The sequence below is a fragment of the Bradyrhizobium sp. BWC-3-1 genome (assembly GCF_032917965.1).
GTDB lineage: Bacteria > Pseudomonadota > Alphaproteobacteria > Rhizobiales > Xanthobacteraceae > Bradyrhizobium > Bradyrhizobium canariense_D.
Genome location: NZ_CP136625.1, coordinates 531,884 through 552,526 on the forward strand (window position 1 = coordinate 531,884; position 20,643 = coordinate 552,526).

Below are 20,643 nucleotides of genomic sequence, written 5' to 3' on the forward strand. Positions count from 1 at the left end.
CGACGTGGCGAAGAAGACGGCGACCAGGAAGAAATCTGCTGCGAAGAAAGCAGCGAAGACCTCCAGCAAGACAAGCGCCGTTCGCAAGGGCAAGGTCGCGAAGGCTGCAACCAAGCCGGTCAAGAAGGCCGCCGCGCGAAAATTGTCCGCACCGCGCCGCCCCAAGGGCCCGGCCTGGCAATGGTCGGCGGTCGAGACCGCAGCCGCAATCCGCTCCGGCGCCATCTCGGCGGTCGAGACCGTCGAGGCGCATCTCGAGCGGATGCGGGCCGTCAATCCGCGACTGAACGCGGTTGTCGTCGATCTCTCTGAGGAGGCGCTGGCCGCGGCGCATGCGGCCGACAAGCGGCGCGCGAAGGGCGGCGAGCTCGGCCTTCTGCACGGCGTACCGATCACGATCAAGGAGAACGTCGACTACGAGGGCCGTCCGAACTTCAATGGCGTCCCCGCCAACAAGGACCTCATCGCGCCGTCGGATTCGCCGGTGGTGCGCAACCTGAAGAAGGCTGGCGCGATCATCATCGGCCTCACCAACACGCCGGAATTCTCCTTCCGCGGCTTCACCGACAATCCCCTGCACGGGCTGACGCTCAATCCCTGGGATCCCAATATCACCTGCGGCGGCTCCTCGGGCGGTGCGGGTTCGGCGGTCGCCGCCGGCATAGGCACCATCGCGCACGGCAACGACATCGGCGGCTCGCTGCGCTGGCCGGCGCATTGCAACGGCGTTACGACCATCAAGCCGACACAGGGGCGTATTCCGGCGTTCAACGCAAGCGCCACCGCCGAGCGGCCGATGCTGGCGCATCTGATGTCGGCGCAGGGTCCGCTCGCCCGCCACGTCGCCGACGTCCGTCTCGCGCTGGAGGTGATGAGCCAGCGCGATCCGCGCGATCCCTGGTGGGTACCGGCGCCGCTGGTCGGGCCGAAGCCGAAGGGGCCGATCAAGGTCGCGCTCGCCAGGATTCCTGAAGACATGGACGTCGATCCGCACGTCGCGGCGGCGTTGCGTCAGGCCGCCGATCACCTGGAGCGTTCCGGCTATCGCGTCAGCGAGGTCGACGTGCCCGACATCGACGGCGTCTGGCAGACCTGGTGCGACATCATCACCAACGAGACGATGGTGATGCAGGAGGCCGGCATGCTGAAGGTGACGTCGGAAGACTTCCACAAGGCGTGGGGCGGAATGAAAGCCAAGGCCAACGTGCTCGACCTCAAGGCCTGGATGCAGGCGACCGCCGCGCGCAACGGCCACATTCGCGCCTGGCAATTGTTCTTCGAGGAGTATCCGGTGGTGCTGGCACCGACCACGGTGAAGCCGACGCCTAGCCCGCGCGAGGACACTGTCAGCCCCGAGCGCGTGCGCGAGATTTTCTGGGGCGAGATCCGCTTCATCTCCGCGATCAACGTGCTGGGCCTGCCGGGCGCCGTGGTGCCGGTGACGCTGCACGATGGCCAGCCGATCGGCGTGCAGCTCATTGCCGGGCGCTATCGCGAGGATCTCGCGCTCGATGCAGCGGCCGCGATCGAGAAGCGCGCCGGCGTGCTCGCCCATCGGCTGTGGGAACAGATGGACTGATAGGGCAGCGAAGTTGTTTCCCTCTCCCCTTGTGGGAGAGGGTGGCTCGCCGCGCAGCGGCGAGACGGGTGAGGGGTCTCTCTCCGCTAACGCAAGCTTGGCCGTATGGATAGAGACCCCTCATCCGGCGCTTCGCGCCACCTTCTCCCACAAGGGGAGAAGGGAGTGCAGCGTGTTCGCTGCCGCCAACCGCAAAACTTCATTAATCCAATTTGACTTGAATTTTAGCCAATTCCCCAACAACCGTTAGGGTTACTTCCTCGATCTCTAGACGAATTATTGTCCGCTTTACCACCCGCCTCTAACAGAGGGACGGCGGACAACGCACATGCCTCATACAGGCCAATAAGTGCGGCCCGCTCCACGCGGAGGTGGCACGATGCGCAACGAGACGATCGCTATTCACGCCGGCTACGAGCCCGAAGCCACCACGCACGCGGTTGCCGTGCCGATCTACCAGACCGCGGCCTACGCCTTCGACAGCGCCGATCACGGCGCGGCGCTCTTCAATCTCGAGACCGAAGGCTATCGCTACAGCCGCATCGCCAATCCGACCAGCGCGGTGCTGGAAAAGCGTATCGCGGAGCTCGAGGGCGGCGTCGGCGCGCTTGCGGTCGCGACCGGGCAGGCCGCGCTGCATTTCGCCTTCGTCAACGTCGCCGATCACGGCGGCAACATCGTTTCCGTGCCACAGCTCTATGGCACCACGCATACGCTGCTCTCGCACATCCTGCCGCGGCAGGGCATCACCGGCCGCTTCGCCGAGAGCGACAAGCCCGAGGCAATCGAAAGGCTGATCGACGAGAACACCCGCGCCGTGTTCGCCGAAACCATCGGCAATCCCGCCGGCAATGTCTGCGACATCGAAGCCCTGGCGAAGGTCGCCCACGCCCACGGCGTGCCGCTGATCGTCGACAATACCGTTGCAACGCCCATCCTGCTCAAGCCGTTCGATTACGGCGCCGACATCGCCGTGCATTCGCTGACCAAGTTTCTGGGCGGTCACGGCACCACGCTCGGCGGCGCCATCGTCGACTCCGGAAATTTCCCCTGGGCGAAGCACGCCGACCGCTTCCCCGGTTACAACAAGCCGGATGCCTCCTATCACGGCCTCGTCTATGCCGAGCGCTTCGGCCGCACAGCCTATATCGAGCGCGCGCGCAGCATCTATCAGCGCACCATGGGTTCGGTGCTGTCGCCGTTCAACGCCTTCCTGCTGCTCCAGGGCATCGAAACCGTCGCGCTGCGCATGGAGCGCCACTGCGAAAACGCCCGCAAGGTCGCCGAATTCCTGCGCAAGGATCCGCGCGTGGCCTGGGTCAACTACACCGGCTTCCCGGACAGTCCCTATTATCCGCTGGTGCAGAAATATCTCGACGGCAACGCCTCGTCGCTGTTCACCTTCGGCATCAAGGGCGGCATGGAAGCCGGCAAGTCCTTCTACGATGCGCTGAAGCTGATCACGCGCCTCGTCAATATCGGCGATGCCAAGTCGCTGGCCTGCCATCCGGCCTCGACCACGCACCGGCAGATGTCGGCGGAGCAGCAGCGGGTCGCCGGCGTTTTGCCGGAAACGATCCGCTTGTCGATCGGCATCGAGCATTGCCAGGACATCATCGAGGACCTCGATCAGGCACTGGAAAAGGCCTGCCCGTCCGCGCGCCTCCAGGCCGCGGAGTAGGCGGCTGCGCCGATGACGATCCTGATCGACAGGGATCAAGCTATATCGAGCCCGGCGCTGGTGCCGGGAGCGGGCGATCTGGCGCGCGAGCCCGGCGGCACCGAGCTCACGATCGGGTTGATCAACAACATGCCGGATCCGGCGCTGAAGGCGACCGAGCGGCAATTCATGAAGCTGCTGCAAGCCGCAGCAGGTCCGCGCCGCATCCGCTTTCACTGCTTCTCGCTGCCTTCGGTGAAGCGCTCGCCGGAAGCGAGATGGCATGTCGAGAGCGAATACTCGGAACTCACCGAGCTCAGACGCCACAGGTTCGACGGCCTGATCGTGACCGGCGCCGAGCCGATCGCGCCTGAGCTCGACCAGGAACCGTATTGGCGCGATCTCACCGAGCTGATCGACTGGGCCAAGGTCAACACGCGCTCGACGATCTGGTCGTGCCTCGCTGCGCATGCCGCGGTGCTGCATCTCGACCGCATCGAACGGCGGCCGCTGCCGGCCAAATGTCACGGCATTTTCGACTGCGAAGCCGTGACCAGGGATCCGCTGACGCGGGCCGCGCCCGCTCCCCTCAAGGTCTCGCATTCGCGTCTCAACGAGATCGCCGAGAGCGACCTCGTTGAGGCCGGCTACCAGGTGCTGACGCGTTCGGCAAAGGCCGGCGTCGATACCTTCGTCCGCCAATATGCCAGCCGATTCGTGTTCTTCCAGGGCCATCCGGAATATGACGCGCTGTCGCTTCAGCGTGAATATCTGCGCGACATCGGCCGTTATCTCGCGCGTGAGCGCGACAATTATCCGCATCTGCCCGTGAGCTATTTTGACGCTTCGACCGAAGAGAAGCTGGTCCGCTTCGAGAAACAGGCAAGGCACCAGCGCCACCCCGCGCTCAGCAACGAGCTGCCCGCGCTGAATTTGCGTGCCGATATTGCCGCGGGCAGCGCCGCGGCGGCATTGTTCCGGAACTGGCTGCAATATCTCGGCGCGGGGACCGACGCGTCGGTGCTTGCACGTTAGGTCGGGACGACGGCATCGACGTTAGGACTAACGAAGTGTGTAGCTTGCCTCGAGCGGCGCACGAATGCTTCAGTGACGGCGGGGCAGACAGGAAATGCGAGTCGTGTGGTCGGCACTCCAGGGACGCGTGAGCAATCGGCTGGCCCGGCACTTTCGTGCCGCGCCGCACCGTCTGCCCGCGCATGCGCCCATGGTGAGCTTCACCTTCGACGATGCCCCCGATAGCGCCGCAGGCGAGGGCGCCGAGCTTCTGGAGCAGCATGGCGGCCGCGGTACCTTCTATCTCGCGGGCAGCCTGGTCGATCGTCCCTCGGACCATTGGCACGGCCTGTCGAACGACGCGATCGTGCGGCTTCACCGGGCGGGGCACGAGATTGCGTGCCACACCTTCTCGCACCAGAGTGCGGTCAATCTCGACGAGACCGCCATGGCCCGCGAGATCGAGCGAAACCGCAGCCATTTTCGCGGCATCGATTCCTCGATCACGCTCGAAAATTTTGCTTACCCCTATGGCATCGCGTCGGTGTGGCGCAAGCCGCAGCTCGCCAAGACCTTCCGCTCGGCGCGCGGCATCCTTCCCGGCGTCAATCGCGACGTCATCGATCTCCAGTTCCTGCGGGCCTCGCCCCTGGTCGATCGCGAGATCAATACGACGGGTGTCGATGGCTATTTCGACGAGGCGGTCGAGAGCGGCGGATGGCTGATCTTCTACGGTCATGACGTCGCCAACGCGCCGAGCCCGTATGGCTGCACGCCGGACCTGATGCGCCATGCGCTGCAGGCCGCCGCGAGGCGCGACATGCCGATCGTGACGGTCGCGGAAGCGCTGCGGAGGATCGGGGCGTAAGAAAGTTTTCTTCCCACGAAGGGTGGAAGGCGGCGTCCTGCGGAGCAAACAGCCTTGCCACGCCTGCGCGGTCATGCGACTGGCCTTGTGACGAATCTCACGGCCTCACCCCGACATGCCCATGTCCTCTCCTTCCACCGCTCCGCTGCCTGCGCCGGCCCAGGGCCGCGATGCGCTGTCGGTGCTGCGTTCGGTGTTCGGCCTGCCCGGGTTCCGCGGCGCGCAGGGCGAGATCATCCGGCACGTCACCGGCGGCGGCAATTGCCTGGTGTTGATGCCGACCGGCGGCGGCAAGTCGCTGTGCTATCAATTGCCGGCGCTGCTGCGCGAAGGCTGCGGTGTCGTGGTGTCGCCCTTGATTGCGCTGATGCGCGACCAGGTCGCCGCCATGCTCGAAGCCGGGGTCAACGCGGCCGCGCTGAACTCGTCGCTGACCCCGCAGGAAGCCTCCGACATCGAGCGGCGCCTGATCGTGGGTGATCTCGACCTGCTCTATGTCGCGCCGGAACGGCTGCTGACGCCGCGCTGCCTGGCGCTGCTGGCGCGGGCGAAGGTGGCGCTGTTCGCGATCGACGAGGCGCATTGCGTCTCGCAATGGGGCCATGATTTCCGCCCCGAATATGTCGGCCTGTCGATCATCGCCGAGCGCTTTCCCGACGTGCCGCGCATCGCGCTGACCGCGACTGCCGACGAATTGACCCGCAAGGAGATCGTCGAGCGGCTTCAGCTTGCAGACAGTCCGCACTTCGTCTCCAGCTTCGATCGTCCCAACATCCGTTATGAGATCGTCGACAAGCGCAACGCGGTGTCGCAGCTCAAGGATTTCATCCGGGGGCGTCACGCAGGTGATGCGGGCGTCGTTTATTGTCTCTCCCGCAAACGGGTCGAGGAGGTCGCCGCGGCGCTCGACGACGCCGGCATTGCCGCATTGCCCTATCACGCCGGGCTCGACAGCAGCGTGCGCTCGCGCAACCAGGACCGCTTCCTCAACGAGGACGGCATCGTCATCGTCGCGACCATTGCCTTCGGCATGGGCATCGACAAGCCGGACGTGCGCTTCGTCGCGCATCTCGATCTACCCAAGAGCATCGAGGCCTATTACCAGGAGACAGGACGCGCCGGCCGCGACGGCAAGCCGTCGGCGGCCTGGATGGCCTACGGTCTCTCGGACATCGTGCAGCAGCGCCGCATGATCGACGAGTCGAGCGGCTCCGACGAATTCAAGCGGGTCTCGATTGGCAAGCTCGATGCGCTCGTTGGCCTCGCCGAAACGCCGCACTGCCGGCGCCGGCGGCTGCTCGCCTATTTCGGCGAGATCGTGATGGGCGAGGGCTGCGGCAATTGCGACAATTGCCTGACGCCGCCGAAAATGCGCGACGGCAGGGTGCTGGCGCAAAAACTGCTATCCTGTGCCTATCGCACCGGGCAGCGTTTCGGCGCGATGCACCTCATCGACGTGCTGATCGGACGCCTGACCGAGAAGGTGACGCAGTTCGGTCACGACAAGCTCACCGTTTTCGGCATCGGACGCGAGCTCAACGAGAAGCAGTGGCGTACGGTGCTGCGGCAGCTCGTGGCGATGGGACATTTGCTGAGTGACAGCGAATCGTTCGGCGCGCTGAAGCTGACGGATTCGTCGCGCGGCGTGCTGCGGGGCGAAACGGAAGTGTGGCTGCGCGAAGAGGCGCCCGGCGTCCGGATCCGTTCGAGCCGCGCCAAGTCCCGCCGCGGTGATCTGGCCCCGGCAGCCGACGCGCCGCAGGGCGATGTCGATCCTGAATTGCGCGCGCGGCTACGAGCGTGGCGCTCGGACATTGCCCGCGCACGTGGCGTGCCGGCCTACGTCGTGCTGCATGACGCCACCATCGACGGCATCGTTCGCGCATGGCCGACCACGCTGGACGAACTGCGCAATGTGCCCGGCATCGGAGACAAGAAGCTCGAGCATTACGGCGACGAGCTGCTGCAGATCGTCAGGACGCGGTAGGGCGCGGGCACACCTCCGCCGTCATCCCGGACAAGCGCAGCGAAGCGGAGCGCCGATCCGGGATCCATAGCCACGGGCCGTAGGAAAAGGCACGCTGACTGCCTCAGCGTGTTTCAACAATTGGCAGTCGGGGTAATCGGTCCTGGCTTTCGCCAGGACGACACTCGTCGGGAGGTGCGCGCCGCCTCACATCACCGACGCGCTAGCCGTTCCGGAACGCATATCCATAGCCGTTCAGCGCCGGCGCGCCGCCGAGATGGGCGTAGAGGATCTTTGCGCCCTTCTCGAAATAGCCCTTCTGCGTGAGATCGATCAGGCCCTGCATCGACTTGCCCTCGTAGACGGGGTCGGTGATCATGGCTTCGAGACGCGCGGTGAGGCGGATTGCCTCCTTGGTTTCTTCCGACGGCACGCCGTAGGCGGGATAAGCATAATCCTCGATCAGCACGACGTCGTCGGCGACGAGATCCTTGCCGAGCTCGACGAGCTTGGCCGTGTTCTGTGCGATCGAGAGCACCTGCGCCTTGGTCTGCGCCGGGGTGAAGGAGGCGTCGATGCCGATCACCTTTCGCGCGCGGCCATCGGCGGCGAAGCCGACCAGCATGCCGGCATGGGTCGAGCCGGTGACGGTGCAGACCACGATGTAGTCGAACTTGAAGCCGAGTTCGGCTTCCTGCTTGCGCACTTCCTCGGCGAAGCCGACATAGCCGAGGCCGCCGAATTTGTGCACGGAGGCGCCGGCGGGAATCGCATAGGGCTTGCCGCCCGCCGCCTTCACCTCCTCGATCGCGTCCTCCCAGCTCTTGCGGATGCCGATGTCGAAGCCGTCGTCGACCAGGCGCACGTCGGCGCCCATGATGCGCGACAGCATGATGTTGCCGACGCGGTCATAGACGGCGTCCTCGTGCGGCACCCAGGCCTCCTGCACCAGGCGGCACTTCATGCCGATCTTGGCCGCGACGGCCGCGATCATGCGGGTGTGGTTGGACTGCACGCCACCGATCGAGACCAGCGTGTCGGCGTTCGAGGCGATCGCGTCGGGGATGATGTATTCGAGCTTGCGCAGCTTGTTGCCGCCATAAGCGAGGCCGGAATTGCAGTCCTCGCGCTTGGCATAGACCTCGACATTGCCGCCGAGATGCTTTGACAGCCGCTCCAGCTTCTCGATGGGCGTCGGACCAAAGGTCAGCGGATAGCGCGCGAATTTTTCGAGCATCGTCAGGTCATCCCGATTGGCGTTAATGTCTCCAAAAATGCTAGCATCGCTCTGCAAAAAGGTGCTTTCAAATATTGCGCCTCTATTGCGGATGATCTTGCGATAATGGACGAGATGTGTGGTATTCCTTTCGGACTAGGTACTAAGAACGGAAGCTTCTTCCATGTCCGCTCGTCTTGATCGTGTCGACCTTAAGATGTTGCGATTGCTGCAAAATAACGGCCGGCTCAGCAACGCCGAGCTGGCCGAAACCGTCGCCATCAGTCCCGCCACCTGCCATCGCCGCACCCAGCGCCTGTTCGAGCACGGCTTCATCGCCGCCGTCCGCGCCATCGTCGCGCCGAAGAAGGTGGCAAAGGGTACGCTGGTGATGGTCGGGGTCGTGCTCGACCGTTCGACGCCGGAGAGCTTTGCGATCTTCGAGCAGGCGATCACCAGGCTGAAATTCGTGCTCGACTGTCACCTCGTCGCCGGCGACTTCGACTATTTCCTCAAGATCCGCGTCGGCGACATGGAGGACTTCAACCGTATCCACGGCGAGCAACTGATCGCGCTGCCCGGCGTGCGCCAGACCCGCACCTTCTTCGTGATGAAGGAAGTCGTCGACAACGCGCCGCTGGAGTTTTGAGCGGAAGCTATTGATGCGCGTTCCGCATCATGGGAGATTCAGATGATGCAGACATTCCCCTTCCGCCACCTCAATCCGGCGGGGCCGGCCTATCGGCGCGGCTGGGTCGACGAAGCCGTGGCCGCGATCGAGGCCGACCAGTGCCGCACGGCCGACACGCATCTAATCCGGCTGATCGTGCCGGCGCTCGCTGGCATCGACATCTATCTGAAAGATGAGTCGACGCATCCGACCGGCAGCCTGAAGCACCGGCTCGCGCGCTCGCTCTTCCTTTACGCGCTCTGCAACGGCCACATCCGCGAAGGCACGCCTGTCGTCGAGGCCTCGTCGGGATCGACCGCAGTGTCGGAAGCCTATTTCGCGCAGATGATCGGCGTGCCCTTCTATGCCGTGATGCCGCGCACGACCTCGGCGGAGAAGATCGCCGCGATCGAGCATTACGGCGGTAACTGCCATCTGATCGACGACGGCCGCGCGCTGTATGCGGAGGCCGGCGCGCTGGCCGCACGGCTGGGCGGCCACTACATGGACCAGTTCACCTTCGCCGAGCGCGCCACCGACTGGCGCGGCAACAACAACATCGCCGAATCCATCTTCACGCAATTGCAGGGCGAGCCGCGCCCGCTGCCGGACTGGATCGTGATGGGTGCGGGCACCGGCGGCACCTCGGCCACCATCGGACGCTATTTGCGTTATCGCCAATACCCGACGCGGCTGTGCGTCGCCGATGTCGAGCATTCCGCTTTCTTCGACTGCTTCAGCTCGCAGGACCGCTCTCATGTTTGCGACCGCCCTTCGCTGATCGAAGGTGTCGGCCGGCCGCGCTGCGAGCCCTCCTTCGTGCCGGGCGTGGTCGACCGCATGATGAAGATCCCGGATGCGGCGACGATCGCGGCGATGAACGTACTGTCACGCCGGCTGCGTCGCGCGGTGGGGGGCTCTACGGGCACCAATTTCCTGGCGCTGTGCCGGCTCGCCTCGGAGATGCGAAAGGCGAATCAGACGGGATCGCTGGTGACGCTGATCTGCGATTCCGGCGAGCGCTACCGGCAGACCTATTATGAGCCCGCCTGGCTGAAAGCGCGCGGACTCGATCCAGCGCCGTTCGAGGCGGCCTTGTCGTCGTTCCTCGATACAGCGCAGCCACTGGGGCTTGAGTTCGAAGACGTAACGAATCCGCAGAACTTGCGAAATCCTGAGGCCTGATAGCTGGCGCCTCCCTGCCATTGCAAGATTGCACGGCCGTCACGGCAACTTCACTTGCCTTGCGAGCGCCTGCGGGCGAGTTTCGCGGCTTCTCAACGAGGAGACCTGCCGTGCGCCTTCTCATTCTCGACCCGAAAGACCTGAGTGCCGAACAGAAGCCGCTCTATGACGACATGCGAGCTGGCATCAAGGACCACTTCAAGGGCTTTGTGAACATGCGCGACGATGGCGCGCTGCTCGGGCCCTGGAATCCCTGGATCCGTGAGCCGCGCTTCGGCAAGCCGGTGTGGGAGCTGGTCAAGGCGATCGCGGCGAACCCGCTGCTGCCGGCGCCGGTGCGTGAGGTCGCGATCCTCGTCACCGGCTCGCATTTCCGCTCCGGCTACGAACTCTATGCGCATGTGCTGGTTGCCGAGCAGCGCGGCCTCTCCGACGAGAAGCTCGCGACCATCGTCGCCGGACAGCGGCCGGTCGATCTCACCAAGCAGGAAGCCGTCGCCTACGACGTGGCGTCCGCATTGGTCAGCGGCGGCGTGCTGCCGGAACTGACTTATCGGGCCGCGGTCAAGGAATTCGGCGAGCACGGTGCGGCCGAACTGTCCTATCTCGTCGGCGTTTACTGCATGGTGTCGGTCACGCTGAACACGTTCGACGTGCCGGTGCCGGACTGACCACACTGCCCCAGCTGCTGGACTGGACGGAAGCGTCACGGTACCCTGCCGCCGCCATGGCGATGCATTCGCCGGTCACGATCGAAGTGCAATGAAGAGGGAACGACAGCCATGGACACGTCACGCCGCATCCTGCTCGCCGGACTGGCGGGACTCGCCGTTGCGCCGACCGCCGCTGGAGCCGCGCCCTCGACCGCGGCCGATGATGTGACGGTCGCCGAAGAGCGCTTTGCGCGCATGATCGCAGCTGCGCATGCGCCCGAAATCACCTGCGCGCGACAGGCCGAGCGTTATGCGGATGCGCATTGGCCAAACTACGTCGCGGCGGCGCGTTCCGTCATCGGGGCAAGAGCGTGAGGCATTCTCTTTCCTCTCCCGTTGCGGGAGACGGCAAGACGAGGTGCTTCACGTCCCCACCGCCCGCCTGACCTGCTCACCGATCTGCGACAGCACGAGCTGCGCCTGCGGCAGAATTGCGCCCATGGCTTGGAAATTGTGGACCATGCCCTCGTGGCAGACGTGCTCGACCGTGACGCCCGCAGCGAGCAGCTTGCGCGCATAGGCATTGCCCTCGTCGCGCATCGGGTCGTACTCGGCGGTGTGGATGATGGCGGTCGGCAGGCCCGCAAGCCGTGTCGCGCGCAAGGGCGAGATGCGGGGATCGGCAGTATCCAGGGCCTCGGGCAGATAGTCGGCGAGATCGGCTTCGATCGTGACGCGGTCGATCAGGTGGCCTTCGGCGAACGCCTTGCGCGAAGGCGAGGCCTCCTCGAAATCCAGCACCGGGCAGATCAGGCATTGCGCGACGATGGAAAGACCAGCTGTCTGCGCCGCCTCCTGACACACGATCGCAGCGAGCGTTGCACCGGCGGAATCGCCGCCGAGCACCAGACGCCCGGCGTCGATGCCGAGCGATGCGGCCTCGCGCGCCACCCATTCGGTGGCAGCAATCGCATCGTCCACAGCGGCGGGGAATTTGTGCTCTGGCGCCAGCCGGTAATCGACCGAGACGAGGCGGCAACCGGTCGCATGTGCCAACGCCGCCGCGATGCGGTCATGCGTGGCGATGCTGCCGGCAACGAGCCCGCCGCCGTGAAAGAACACGAAGCCGGGCGCGCGATCATCGGCGCCTGCGGGTGAATAGAGACGATAGGGCAGCGCGCCGCCGGGACCAGGCAGCACGCCGTCGGACGTCGTCACGTCAGGCGCATCGGCGCGCGCAAACTGCATCAGCTTTGCCAATGATTGCCGCCGTGCTTCCACGCTCGGCCGGCTCCGTGCCTGCGGCGCAGCCGCAGCCATCATGGTCAACAAGCGCTTTGCGAGCGGATCGAGCGGCATGGTGCTTCCTTTCCCCTCACGGGAGGGTAACTCACCATTTTCCCGCAGGGAATCATTTAGAAATTGCGCCCAATAGTGGCGCTATAATGCGGCACCACGCCAAGGGAGAGGCCGGTCATGGCCGAGATCAAAAAGCCCATCGAATATTCGCCGAGCTGGACCTTCTTCGAGGGCAAATGGCACGACGGCAATGTGCCGATCATGGGTCCGCGCACGCATGCGGCCTGGCTCGGCTCGGTCGTGTTTGACGGCGCGCGGGCGTTCGAAGGCGTCGCGCCTGATCTCGACCGCCACGTCGCCCGCGCCAATCAATCCGCGATCAACTTTGGCCTGAAGCCGGTGGTCGATACCGGAACCTGGATGACACTCGCAAACGAGGGCATCGCACGCTTCGCGCCGAATGCCGAGCTTTACGTTCGTCCGATGTACTGGGCGCGGAACGGCTCGGGCGGCGGCGTGCTGTTCGATCCCGAGACCACCGATTGGTGCCTGTGCATCTACGAGGCGCCGATGCCAAAGCCGGTCGGCAACGCGATCACGCTGTCGCCGTTCCGCAGGCCCACCGCCGAATGCGCCCCGGTCGAGGCCAAGGCCGCCTGTCTCTATCCGAACAATTCGCGCGCGCTTGCCGAGGCCGCCTCGCGCGGCTTCCAGAACGCGCTGATGCTCGACATGCTCGGCAACGTCGCGGAGTTCGGCAATTCCAACGTGTTCATGGCCAAGGACGGCGTGGTCTACACGCCGGTGCCGAACGGCACCTTTCTCAATGGTATCACCCGGCAGCGCGTCGTCAGCCTGCTTCGCGCCGACGGCGTCACCGTGGTCGAGAAGACGCTGCGTTACGCCGACTTCCTCGCCGCCGACGAGATCTTTTCGACCGGCAATTTCGCAAAAGTCGCGCCGGTGATCCGCATCGACGATCGCGAGCTGCAGCCGGGCCCGCTCTACACGCGCGCGCGCAAGCTCTATTGGGACTTTGCCCACGCGGTGAAGCTGGCGGCGTAGCTTCCGCAGTTTCCCCGTCATTGCGAGCGCAGCGAAGCAAGCCAGGCTGCCTCCGCGGAGGGATTCTGGATTGCTTCGCTGCGCTCGCAATGACGAGGTGGGGGACTGCTGAGGAAATCAGCGGGCCGCGGCGCTCGCGACGCGAGCGCGAACGAGAGGACCTACTCGTCCTTCTTCGACATCCGCTCGAGGCGTTCCTGCATGTCCTTCATCTGCTGGCGCAGATCGTCGATATTGCTGTCCTTTGGGGCTTCGGCGGCCGCCTCGGGCGCCGGCTCCGCGGAGCCCGCGGGGCGGGCTGCGCCGGGCGCGAAAGGCTTGAACATCGAGAAGGTCTGCTGGAACAGCTCCATGTTGCGGCGGACCTGTTCCTCCAGCGGCGCAAACGGGGTTCCGGACAGCGAGGTGGCGATCTGCTTGCGGAACTTCTCCTGCTCCTGAGTGAGCGAGGCGATGGCCTGCTCCAGATATTTCGGCACCACCATCTGCATGCTGTCGCCGTAGAAGCGGATCAGCTGGCGCAGGAAGGTGGTCGGGAGCAGGTTCTGGCCGGCCTTGTTCTCCTGCTCGAAGATGATCTGGGCAAGCACGGAGCGGGTGATGTCGTCGCCAGTCTTGGCGTCGTAAACCAGGAAATCTTCGCCGTCCTTGACCATGGCGGCGAGGTCTTCCAGCGTCACGTAAGTGCTCGTCCCGGTGTTATAGAGCCGGCGGTTCGCGTATTTCTTGATGGTGGTGGGTTGGTCTGATTTCGCCATGGGCTCTCACTTGCAAGCGCGGAGAACGGGAACCTGACGGGCTATGCCGCAGGGCGGGAAGAGTACGCAACGCAACAAAATAAGCATTTTCAAAGGGGTCACGCTACCGTTTTGTGCGCCACGGTTAATCGGGCAGCAAAAACGTGCTTGCGAAAGCGCCAAGAACGCTATTTTGAATGCGCTGCGGGATGAATTCGGCCACCGGCCGATTGACATGCCTCAACGACGTTAACAGGATGCCGTCCGAGACTGGCGAGCCGTTTCCCCAGCCCCGTCTGCCCCCATTCAACCCAGGAGATGCCCATGTCAGACGATGTCGTCATCGTCAGCGCCGCCCGCACCCCGGTCGGAAGCTTCAACGGAGCGTTCGCAACCCTTCCCGCCCATGATCTCGGCGCCATTGCCATCAAGGCCGCGCTGGAGCGCGGCGGCATCGAGCCCGGCCGGGTCTCCGAAGTCATCATGGGCCAGATCCTGACCGCCGCCCAGGGCCAGAACCCGGCCCGTCAGGCTTCGATCAATGCCGGCATTCCGGTCGAGAGCCCGGCCTGGGGCGTCAACCAGCTCTGCGGCTCGGGCCTGCGCACCGTTGCGCTCGGCTATCAGGCGCTGCTCAACGGCGATTCCGAGATCGTGGTCGCCGGCGGCCAGGAATCCATGAGCATGGCTCCGCACGCCCAGTATCTGCGCGGCGGCGTCAAGATGGGGGCAGTCGAATTCATCGACACCATGATCAAGGACGGCCTGTGGGACGCCTTCAACGGTTATCACATGGGCAACACCGCCGAGAACGTCGCGCGGCAGTGGCAGATCACCCGCGCCCAGCAGGACGAGTTTGCGGTGGCCTCGCAGCAGAAGGCCGAGGCCGCGCAGAAGGCCGGTAAATTCAACGACGAAATCGTTCCCGTCACCATCAAGGGACGCAAGGGCGATGTCGTCGTCAGCGCCGACGAATATCCGCGCCATGGCGCAACGGTCGACGCGATGGCGAAGCTTCGTCCCGCCTTCGAGAAGGACGGCACGGTCACCGCGGGCTCGGCGTCCGGCATCAACGACGGCGCTGCTGCCGTGGTGCTGATGACCGCCAAGCAGGCCGCCAAGGAAGGCAAGAAGCCGCTCGCGCGCATCGTGTCCTGGGCGCAGGCGGGCGTCGATCCGAAGATCATGGGCTCGGGCCCGATCCCGGCCTCGCGTGCCGCGCTGAAGAAGGCCGGCTGGAACGTCGGCGATCTCGACCTGATCGAGGCCAACGAAGCCTTCGCTGCGCAAGCCTGTGCCGTCAACAAGGACCTCGGCTGGGATACCTCCAAGGTCAACGTCAACGGCGGCGCGATCGCGATCGGCCATCCGGTCGGTGCCTCCGGCGCCCGCGTGCTGGTGACGCTGCTCCACGAGATGCAGAAGCGCGATTCGAAGAAGGGCCTCGCCACGCTGTGCATCGGTGGCGGCATGGGTATCGCGATGTGTGTGGCGCGCGACTGAGATAGTTGACGCGTCATTTGCGCGTGCGCTGCACACGTGACTGAGTGCGTTGCACGCGATTAAAAAGGCAGCGGTTGCAAATCAAATATTCTTCGCAACCGTACAAGCCTCGACTAAAGAGAAACGCCCGGCTCGACGCCGGGCGTTTTGTTCTTGATGTCCGTCAAACGTCCCCCATAATCCGCACTTAAAAACGATCACTCAGAAACGTCCGAAGAGTCCAAGGGAAGGAAATACGATATGGCACGTGTTGCATTGGTGACGGGTGGTACGCGGGGCATCGGAGCTGCGATCAGCAAGGCGCTGAAGGCGGCCGGCTACAAGGTTGCGGCGAGCTATGCCGGCAACGACGCGGCGGCAGAGAAGTTCAAGGCCGAGACCGGCATCGCCGTCTACAAATGGGACGTCAGCAGTTTCGATGCCTGCGCCGAGGGTGTGAGGAAGGTCGAGGCCGAGGTCGGCCCGATCGACGTGCTCGTCAACAATGCCGGCATCACCCGCGACACCGCCTTCCACAAGATGACGCTCGATCAGTGGAACGCCGTCATCAATACCAATCTCGGTTCGCTGTTCAACATGACGCGTCCCATCATTGAAGGCATGCGTGCGCGCAAGTTCGGCCGCATCATTTCGATCTCGTCGATCAACGGTCAAAAGGGACAGTTTGGCCAGGTCAACTATTCCGCGGCGAAGGCCGGTGACATCGGCTTCACCAAGGCACTCGCGCTCGAGAACGCCAAGGGCGGCATCACCGTCAACGCGATCTGCCCCGGCTACATCAACACCGAAATGGTGCAGGCAGTGCCAAAGGACGTCCTGGAAAAGAACGTGATCCCGCAGATCCCGGTTAACCGGCTCGGCGAACCGGAAGAGATCGCACGTGCGGTCGTGTTCCTGGCGGCGGACGAGGCCGGCTTCATGACCGGCTCGACGCTGACCATCAATGGCGGCCAATATCAGGCCTGATGGCGCCCATTCTCTTGGCGCAACGTCGCTGAGGCAAAATATGTAGCTTCAGTCGCGACAAGGCGATAGTGAAGACGAAAATGCCCGGCCTTGTGCCGGGCATAAACGTCCTCAGAGCCTTTGATCGATGACTCCCCGCACCGCAACGCTGATCGGATTGACCGCGATCCTGATGTGGTCGCTGCTGTCAGTGATGACGGTGGCGACCGGAAAGATCCCGGCATTCCAGCTGGCCGCGATGACGTTCGCGATCGGCGGGCTCGTCGGCCTGCTCACCTGGATCGGCCGCGGCGCAGCGGCCAAAAGCCTGCGTCAGCCGCTGGTCGTGTGGATCGTCGGTGTCGGCGGACTGTTCGGCTATCACGCGCTGTATTTCCTCGCGCTGCGCTTTGCGCCACCGGCTGAAGCCGGCCTGCTGAATTATCTGTGGCCGCTCCTGATCGTGCTGTTCTCGTCGTTTCTGCCGGGCGAGCGGCTTGCCGTGCATCACGTCGTTGGCGCCCTGCTCGGCCTCGTCGGCACCGTGCTGCTGTTCGCCGGTAACACCTCGGGCTTCACGCAGGGACAATTGCCGGGTTTGGCCGCGGCCTTCATCGCAGCGTTCGTGTGGGCGATCTATTCGGTGTTGTCGCGGCGACTGAAGGCGGTGCCGACCGATGCGGTCGCGGGATTCTGCCTCGCCACCGCGGTGCTCGCCGCGCTGATGCATGGACTGCTTGAAACCACGGTGTGGCCGGACACGACGCTGCAATGGCTCTCCGTCATCGCGCTCGGCATCGGCCCCGTCGGTGCTGCGTTCTACGCCTGGGACATCGGCATGAAGCGTGGCGACATCCGCGTGCTCGGCGCCGCCTCCTATGCGACGCCGCTGCTCTCGACCGGCTTCCTCATCGCCGCTGGCTTTGCCAATGCCAGCGCCAACATCACCATCGCCGCGATCCTGATCGCCGGCGGCGGCCTGATTGCGGCGAAGGACATGTTGCTGCGGAAGCGGTAGCATCATTGCCGGCGCAAGCCGAAGCGACAGGGCCTTAGGGCTCCCAGCCCTTCGGCGCGAGCTCGAACTTCGCGAACTCGAAGGCGGGCGCCACGGTGCAGCCGACCAGGGTCCACTCGCCGGTGGTCTCTGCCGTCTGCCACGCATCGGCCGGCACGATCGCCTGTGGCCGCTCGCCGTTCAACAGGTCCGTACCGAGCCGTACCTCGTGCTGGGAGCAGCCTTCGTGCGCTATCCGCAGGGTCAGCGGGCTGCCGGCGTAATAGTGCCAGCTCTCGACAGCATCGATGCGATGCCAGTGCGAACGCTCGCCGCGCGCCAGCAGAAAATAGATCAGGGTCGAGCGCGCGCGGCCGTTGGCGTCGGTGGTCTGGTCGCGAAACGTCTCTCGGTAATGCCCGCCTTCGGGATGCGGGCGGAGTTCGAGGCGCGCGATGATCTCGGCTGCGGTCGGCATCGATTCCCGTCAGGATCTGTTCTTCAAGACTTGTTCTTGCGCTCGCGCAGCTCGCCGAACACCGCGGTGGCATCCGCGCCCTTCATGTGCAGCCTGGCTGCGATCGAGGGTTCGTCGGCGCGCAGGAACACGTTTGTCCGCTTCTCGTCACCAAGCAGCGCGGGAATGGTCGGCTTGTTCTCGGCCCGCAGCCTCGCCACCTCCGCCGCGCGCGCCTGCAGCGCCGCATTGTCGGGGTCGACGGTCAGCGCGAACTTGACGTTGGAGGCCGTGTATTCATGGCCGCAATAGAGCTTGAAGTCGTCGGGCAGGGCACGCAGCTTCAGAAGCGAATCCCACATCATCGGATAGGTGCCCTCGAACACGCGGCCGCAGCCGATCGAGAACAGCGTGTCGCCGGCGAACAGCGCTTTGTCGGTGTCGAACACATAGGAGATGTGGTCGAGCGTGTGGCCGGGCGTCTCCAGTACGCGCCCCAGCAAGCTGCCGACCCTGACGATTTCGGCATTGGCGACGCGCAGGTCGACGTCTGCGATCTCCGTCGTCTTGTCATGCGGCGCGACGACGCGGCAATTGTATCTCTGCTTGAGTTCGGCGACCCCGCCGACATGATCGCCATGATGATGGGTGATCAGAATGTCGGTGAGCTGCCACCCCTCGCGCTCGAGCGCCCTCACGATGGGGCCGGCCTCCGGCGCGTCGATCGACGCCGTCGCCTTGGTTTCCACATCGTGGATGAGGTAACCGAAATTGTCGTTTAAACAGGTGAAAGTACGAATTTCGGCGGCCATGTCATCTCCGATCGCGCTCAGCTCCGTCAGACAAATATGGCGTTAACGTTGCGCAGGCAATGCAATATTCCGCGCGCGGGGGCCGCCTCGTGCATGTTACATTGCGATCATGACCATTGATGTCGTCGACCTCCGCGAGTTCTACTCCCGTCGCCTCGGGATTGTGGCGCGGCAAATGATCAATCGCGGCATTCGGGAGCGCTGGCCGCGCGTCGATGGCCAGCGGGTGCTCGGCTTCGGCTATCCCACGCCCTATCTCGGGTTGTTCCGCGAGGACGCGGAGCGCTGCATCGCCTTCATGCCCTCGGCCCAGGGCGTCCTGAAATGGCCCACCGGACGGCCGGCGCTTGCCTCGCTGGTGGACGAGTTCTCGCTGCCGCTTCCCGACGCCGCGGTCGATCGCATCCTGCTGGTCCACGCACTGGAAATGTCGGACGATCCGGCCGCGCTGCTGCGCGAGGCATGGCGCGTGCTGTCGCCGTCCGGTCGCGTGATTGCGGTCATCCCGAACCGGCGCGGGGTGTGGACCCGCACCGACAGCACGCCGTTCGGTCACGGCCGGCCCTATTCGCGTTCGCAGATCACGGACCTGTTGCGCCAGACCTGGTTCACCCCGACCGCCTGGGGCGAGGCGCTGTTCATGCCGCCCTATGCCGGGGGCTGGGTGCTGAAATCCGCACAGATGTGGGAGCGGGCCGGCGCGGCGCTGTCGCTGCCCTTCGCCGGCGTGCACATCGTCGAGGCGACCAAGCAGGTCTACCGCGCGATCCCCGCCAAGCGCGAGCGGGCGCGGCTCATTCCATCACTGGCGAAGCCGGTGCTGGTACCATCCTCGACGACGGCGACGCGCGGCTAAAAACAAATCGTCCCGGACATGCCGGGACGATTCGGGTCAGGACATCTGGCAAGATGTCCGGCGAAAGGCTTACTCGCCGGGAGCCACTTCGTCGCTTGAGGCGGCCGGAGCGGCTTCGCGCTCGGGGCGCGGGCCATTCGGGCGGCGGCGCCGCCGCGGAAAGCGCTCGCCACCACCACCTTCGAAGCCGGCCTGGCCGGGCGCGCCACCGCTCACCTGCGGCTGCGGGCCGGTGATGAAGGAAGGCAAACGATCGACGCTGACGGCGTCGGCGACGACGGGCTGAGGCTGGTTCAGCGGTAGCGGTTGCGGCTGGGGCTGATATTGCGGCTGCGGACGATGGTCGCGTTCGCGATGCTCGCGCGGCTGCTGGTTGTCGCGCTGATAAGCATGGTTGTCGCGGGGCTGATGATCACGCGGCTGATGATCGCGCGGGCCGTCGCGGTCGCGGGTGAAGGGCGGCGGTGGCGGCTGTGGGACAAAACCCGGTTCCTGGCCGAAATTCGAGAAATTCTCGCCGTCGTCCTCGCCGTCGTCACCGCTGTTGTTGCTGATGGGCTCGTCGCCGCGCGGTTGCTGGTTCTGCCGGAACTGTTCCTGAGCCGTCGCGATCAGACGAAAATAATGCTCGGCATGCTGGTAGTAGTTCTCGGCCGCAACGGGGTCTCCGGATGAGCGCGCGTCGCGCGCGAGCTGGAGATACTTTTCAGCAATATGCGAAGCCGTGCCGCGGATCTTGATGTCAGGTCCGTTGGACTCGTAGACCCGGGTCATCGGGTTCTGGCCGCGCCGGTTATTATTGTTGTTATTGTTATTATTATTGTTGCGGTTGCGCATCCGCTGCTTGTTCTGACCGTTTCTCATGTCCTGCCTTTAATTCCAGCCCTAAAGGTTGCACGCATTACTGATTGCCGAGAGTGACCTGATGACAGCGGTTCACATCGCTTGCGCGCAACCGCACGCAAGAGCGGATTGATCCCTGCCGATGTTCGTCGACCGTCGCGTTCAACAAAAGACGCGTTCCCCACCGCCAGCATCCATCGCCAGCGAACCCATTCATATCGCCTGCCGAAACAAGCCCTGCTTTGTTGCGTAAGTCTTCAAGCGCAATATCAGGCTTTCGTTCACGTTGCGGTCGGTAAGCAGCGCAGCTCAAATGGC

General features: G+C 64.5%; 20 protein-coding genes. 14 read left to right on the forward strand and 6 right to left on the reverse strand.

The genetic code is table 11. From position 1 onward, the window contains the following. The first annotated feature begins 4 nt into the window (after positions 1-4). The 5 genes from RX329_RS02510 to recQ all read left to right on the forward strand — a co-directional run bounded on the left by RX329_RS02510 (position 5) and on the right by recQ (position 7,108). Positions 5-1,579 carry an amidase family protein gene (locus RX329_RS02510; RefSeq protein ID WP_085357849.1) on the forward strand — a complete coding sequence of 525 codons (1,575 nt, stop codon included), beginning with the start codon at positions 5-7 and terminating at the stop codon, positions 1,577-1,579. Positions 1,580-1,958: 379 nt separating this feature from the next. Beyond that, entirely contained in the window at positions 1,959-3,260 is a 1,302-nt protein-coding gene (locus tag RX329_RS02515) for an O-acetylhomoserine aminocarboxypropyltransferase/cysteine synthase family protein (RefSeq protein WP_085348411.1), read from the forward strand. Positions 3,261-3,272: 12 nt separating this feature from the next. Further along, positions 3,273-4,274: a homoserine O-succinyltransferase MetA gene (locus RX329_RS02520; protein ID WP_018452864.1), complete on the forward strand. Its 1,002-nt coding sequence runs from the start codon at positions 3,273-3,275 to the stop codon at positions 4,272-4,274. 103 nt (positions 4,275-4,377) lie between these two features. Beyond that, positions 4,378-5,121 (forward strand): polysaccharide deacetylase family protein, encoded by a 744-nt coding sequence (locus tag RX329_RS02525; RefSeq protein WP_026232410.1) that lies wholly within the window; start codon positions 4,378-4,380, stop codon positions 5,119-5,121. A gap of 121 nt (positions 5,122-5,242) precedes the next feature. Further along, the gene (gene recQ / locus RX329_RS02530; protein ID WP_018452866.1) at positions 5,243-7,108 is read left to right on the forward strand and encodes a DNA helicase RecQ; all 1,866 of its coding nucleotides are present in this window, start codon (positions 5,243-5,245) and stop codon (positions 7,106-7,108) included. 202 nt (positions 7,109-7,310) lie between these two features. Here the strand turns inward: recQ and RX329_RS02535 are convergent, their stop codons facing one another. After that, positions 7,311-8,324: a 1-aminocyclopropane-1-carboxylate deaminase gene (locus tag RX329_RS02535; RefSeq protein ID WP_085348408.1), complete on the reverse strand. Its 1,014-nt coding sequence runs from the start codon at positions 8,322-8,324 to the stop codon at positions 7,311-7,313. A 163-nt stretch (positions 8,325-8,487) separates the two neighbouring features. Here RX329_RS02535 and RX329_RS02540 point away from each other — a divergent pair, with 163 nt between their 5' ends. The 4 genes from RX329_RS02540 to RX329_RS02555 all read left to right on the forward strand — a co-directional run bounded on the left by RX329_RS02540 (position 8,488) and on the right by RX329_RS02555 (position 11,186). Continuing rightward, positions 8,488-8,952, forward strand: a complete 465-nt coding sequence (locus tag RX329_RS02540; protein WP_026232411.1) for an Lrp/AsnC family transcriptional regulator — start codon at positions 8,488-8,490, stop codon at positions 8,950-8,952. A gap of 45 nt (positions 8,953-8,997) precedes the next feature. Further along, positions 8,998-10,158 (forward strand): PLP-dependent cysteine synthase family protein, encoded by a 1,161-nt coding sequence (locus RX329_RS02545; protein ID WP_085348413.1) that lies wholly within the window; start codon positions 8,998-9,000, stop codon positions 10,156-10,158. A 110-nt stretch (positions 10,159-10,268) separates the two neighbouring features. Then, positions 10,269-10,829 carry a carboxymuconolactone decarboxylase family protein gene (locus RX329_RS02550; RefSeq protein ID WP_317245500.1) on the forward strand — a complete coding sequence of 187 codons (561 nt, stop codon included), beginning with the start codon at positions 10,269-10,271 and terminating at the stop codon, positions 10,827-10,829. A gap of 111 nt (positions 10,830-10,940) precedes the next feature. Then, complete coding sequence (locus tag RX329_RS02555; protein WP_018452876.1) at positions 10,941-11,186, forward strand: hypothetical protein; 246 nt, start codon at positions 10,941-10,943, stop codon at positions 11,184-11,186. Between the two features lie 48 nt (positions 11,187-11,234). Here RX329_RS02555 and RX329_RS02560 read toward each other — a convergent pair whose 3' ends face one another. Next, on the reverse strand, positions 11,235-12,170 hold the full coding sequence (locus tag RX329_RS02560; protein WP_085357847.1) for an alpha/beta hydrolase: 936 nt from the start codon (positions 12,168-12,170) through the stop codon (positions 11,235-11,237). A 117-nt stretch (positions 12,171-12,287) separates the two neighbouring features. Between RX329_RS02560 and RX329_RS02565 the strand changes: the two genes are divergently transcribed. After that, positions 12,288-13,175 (forward strand): branched-chain amino acid aminotransferase, encoded by an 888-nt coding sequence (locus RX329_RS02565; RefSeq protein WP_085357845.1) that lies wholly within the window; start codon positions 12,288-12,290, stop codon positions 13,173-13,175. Between the two features lie 161 nt (positions 13,176-13,336). Here RX329_RS02565 and phaR read toward each other — a convergent pair whose 3' ends face one another. Then, positions 13,337-13,933 carry a polyhydroxyalkanoate synthesis repressor PhaR gene (phaR, locus tag RX329_RS02570; RefSeq protein WP_085357843.1) on the reverse strand — a complete coding sequence of 199 codons (597 nt, stop codon included), beginning with the start codon at positions 13,931-13,933 and terminating at the stop codon, positions 13,337-13,339. Between the two features lie 303 nt (positions 13,934-14,236). On the opposite strand from phaR, the gene RX329_RS02575 reads away from it, so the two are divergent. From RX329_RS02575 to RX329_RS02585, 3 genes are all read left to right on the forward strand, one after another. Then, positions 14,237-15,415 carry an acetyl-CoA C-acetyltransferase gene (locus RX329_RS02575; protein WP_018452880.1) on the forward strand — a complete coding sequence of 393 codons (1,179 nt, stop codon included), beginning with the start codon at positions 14,237-14,239 and terminating at the stop codon, positions 15,413-15,415. Positions 15,416-15,655: 240 nt separating this feature from the next. Then, positions 15,656-16,381 carry an acetoacetyl-CoA reductase gene (phbB, locus tag RX329_RS02580; RefSeq protein ID WP_085357841.1) on the forward strand — a complete coding sequence of 242 codons (726 nt, stop codon included), beginning with the start codon at positions 15,656-15,658 and terminating at the stop codon, positions 16,379-16,381. A gap of 127 nt (positions 16,382-16,508) precedes the next feature. Continuing rightward, the gene (locus tag RX329_RS02585) at positions 16,509-17,378 is read left to right on the forward strand and encodes a DMT family transporter (RefSeq protein WP_018452882.1); all 870 of its coding nucleotides are present in this window, start codon (positions 16,509-16,511) and stop codon (positions 17,376-17,378) included. Positions 17,379-17,412: 34 nt separating this feature from the next. Here the strand turns inward: RX329_RS02585 and RX329_RS02590 are convergent, their stop codons facing one another. Continuing rightward, complete coding sequence (locus tag RX329_RS02590; RefSeq protein WP_018452883.1) at positions 17,413-17,835, reverse strand: cupin domain-containing protein; 423 nt, start codon at positions 17,833-17,835, stop codon at positions 17,413-17,415. A gap of 23 nt (positions 17,836-17,858) precedes the next feature. Further along, the gene (gloB, locus tag RX329_RS02595; protein WP_085348403.1) at positions 17,859-18,626 is read right to left on the reverse strand and encodes a hydroxyacylglutathione hydrolase; all 768 of its coding nucleotides are present in this window, start codon (positions 18,624-18,626) and stop codon (positions 17,859-17,861) included. Between the two features lie 109 nt (positions 18,627-18,735). Between gloB and RX329_RS02600 the strand changes: the two genes are divergently transcribed. Then, positions 18,736-19,482: a class I SAM-dependent methyltransferase gene (locus tag RX329_RS02600; protein ID WP_007599158.1), complete on the forward strand. Its 747-nt coding sequence runs from the start codon at positions 18,736-18,738 to the stop codon at positions 19,480-19,482. Positions 19,483-19,551: 69 nt separating this feature from the next. On the opposite strand, the gene RX329_RS02605 is transcribed toward RX329_RS02600, so the two are convergent. Continuing rightward, positions 19,552-20,346: a DUF4167 domain-containing protein gene (locus RX329_RS02605; RefSeq protein ID WP_018452885.1), complete on the reverse strand. Its 795-nt coding sequence runs from the start codon at positions 20,344-20,346 to the stop codon at positions 19,552-19,554. Positions 20,347-20,643: the final 297 nt, after the last annotated feature.

Excerpts from the sequence above, each read along its gene's own strand:
- RX329_RS02555 (WP_018452876.1), top strand. The coding sequence starts at position 10,941 with ATGGACACGTCACGCCGCATCCTGCTCGCCGGACTGGCGGGACTCGCC.
- RX329_RS02515 (WP_085348411.1), top strand. The coding sequence starts at position 1,959 with ATGCGCAACGAGACGATCGCTATTCACGCCGGCTACGAGCCCGAAGCC.
- phaR (WP_085357843.1), bottom strand. The coding sequence starts at position 13,933 with ATGGCGAAATCAGACCAACCCACCACCATCAAGAAATACGCGAACCGC.
- phbB (WP_085357841.1), top strand. The coding sequence starts at position 15,656 with ATGGCACGTGTTGCATTGGTGACGGGTGGTACGCGGGGCATCGGAGCT.
- RX329_RS02545 (WP_085348413.1), top strand. The coding sequence starts at position 8,998 with ATGCAGACATTCCCCTTCCGCCACCTCAATCCGGCGGGGCCGGCCTAT.
- RX329_RS02535 (WP_085348408.1), bottom strand. The coding sequence starts at position 8,324 with ATGCTCGAAAAATTCGCGCGCTATCCGCTGACCTTTGGTCCGACGCCC.
- RX329_RS02605 (WP_018452885.1), bottom strand. The coding sequence starts at position 20,346 with ATGAGAAACGGTCAGAACAAGCAGCGGATGCGCAACCGCAACAATAAT.
- RX329_RS02585 (WP_018452882.1), top strand. The coding sequence starts at position 16,509 with ATGACTCCCCGCACCGCAACGCTGATCGGATTGACCGCGATCCTGATG.
- RX329_RS02590 (WP_018452883.1), bottom strand. The coding sequence starts at position 17,835 with ATGCCGACCGCAGCCGAGATCATCGCGCGCCTCGAACTCCGCCCGCAT.
- gloB (WP_085348403.1), bottom strand. The coding sequence starts at position 18,626 with ATGGCCGCCGAAATTCGTACTTTCACCTGTTTAAACGACAATTTCGGT.
- recQ (WP_018452866.1), top strand. The coding sequence starts at position 5,243 with ATGTCCTCTCCTTCCACCGCTCCGCTGCCTGCGCCGGCCCAGGGCCGC.
- RX329_RS02600 (WP_007599158.1), top strand. The coding sequence starts at position 18,736 with ATGACCATTGATGTCGTCGACCTCCGCGAGTTCTACTCCCGTCGCCTC.
- RX329_RS02565 (WP_085357845.1), top strand. The coding sequence starts at position 12,288 with ATGGCCGAGATCAAAAAGCCCATCGAATATTCGCCGAGCTGGACCTTC.
- RX329_RS02560 (WP_085357847.1), bottom strand. The coding sequence starts at position 12,170 with ATGCCGCTCGATCCGCTCGCAAAGCGCTTGTTGACCATGATGGCTGCG.
- RX329_RS02520 (WP_018452864.1), top strand. The coding sequence starts at position 3,273 with ATGACGATCCTGATCGACAGGGATCAAGCTATATCGAGCCCGGCGCTG.
- RX329_RS02540 (WP_026232411.1), top strand. The coding sequence starts at position 8,488 with ATGTCCGCTCGTCTTGATCGTGTCGACCTTAAGATGTTGCGATTGCTG.
- RX329_RS02575 (WP_018452880.1), top strand. The coding sequence starts at position 14,237 with ATGTCAGACGATGTCGTCATCGTCAGCGCCGCCCGCACCCCGGTCGGA.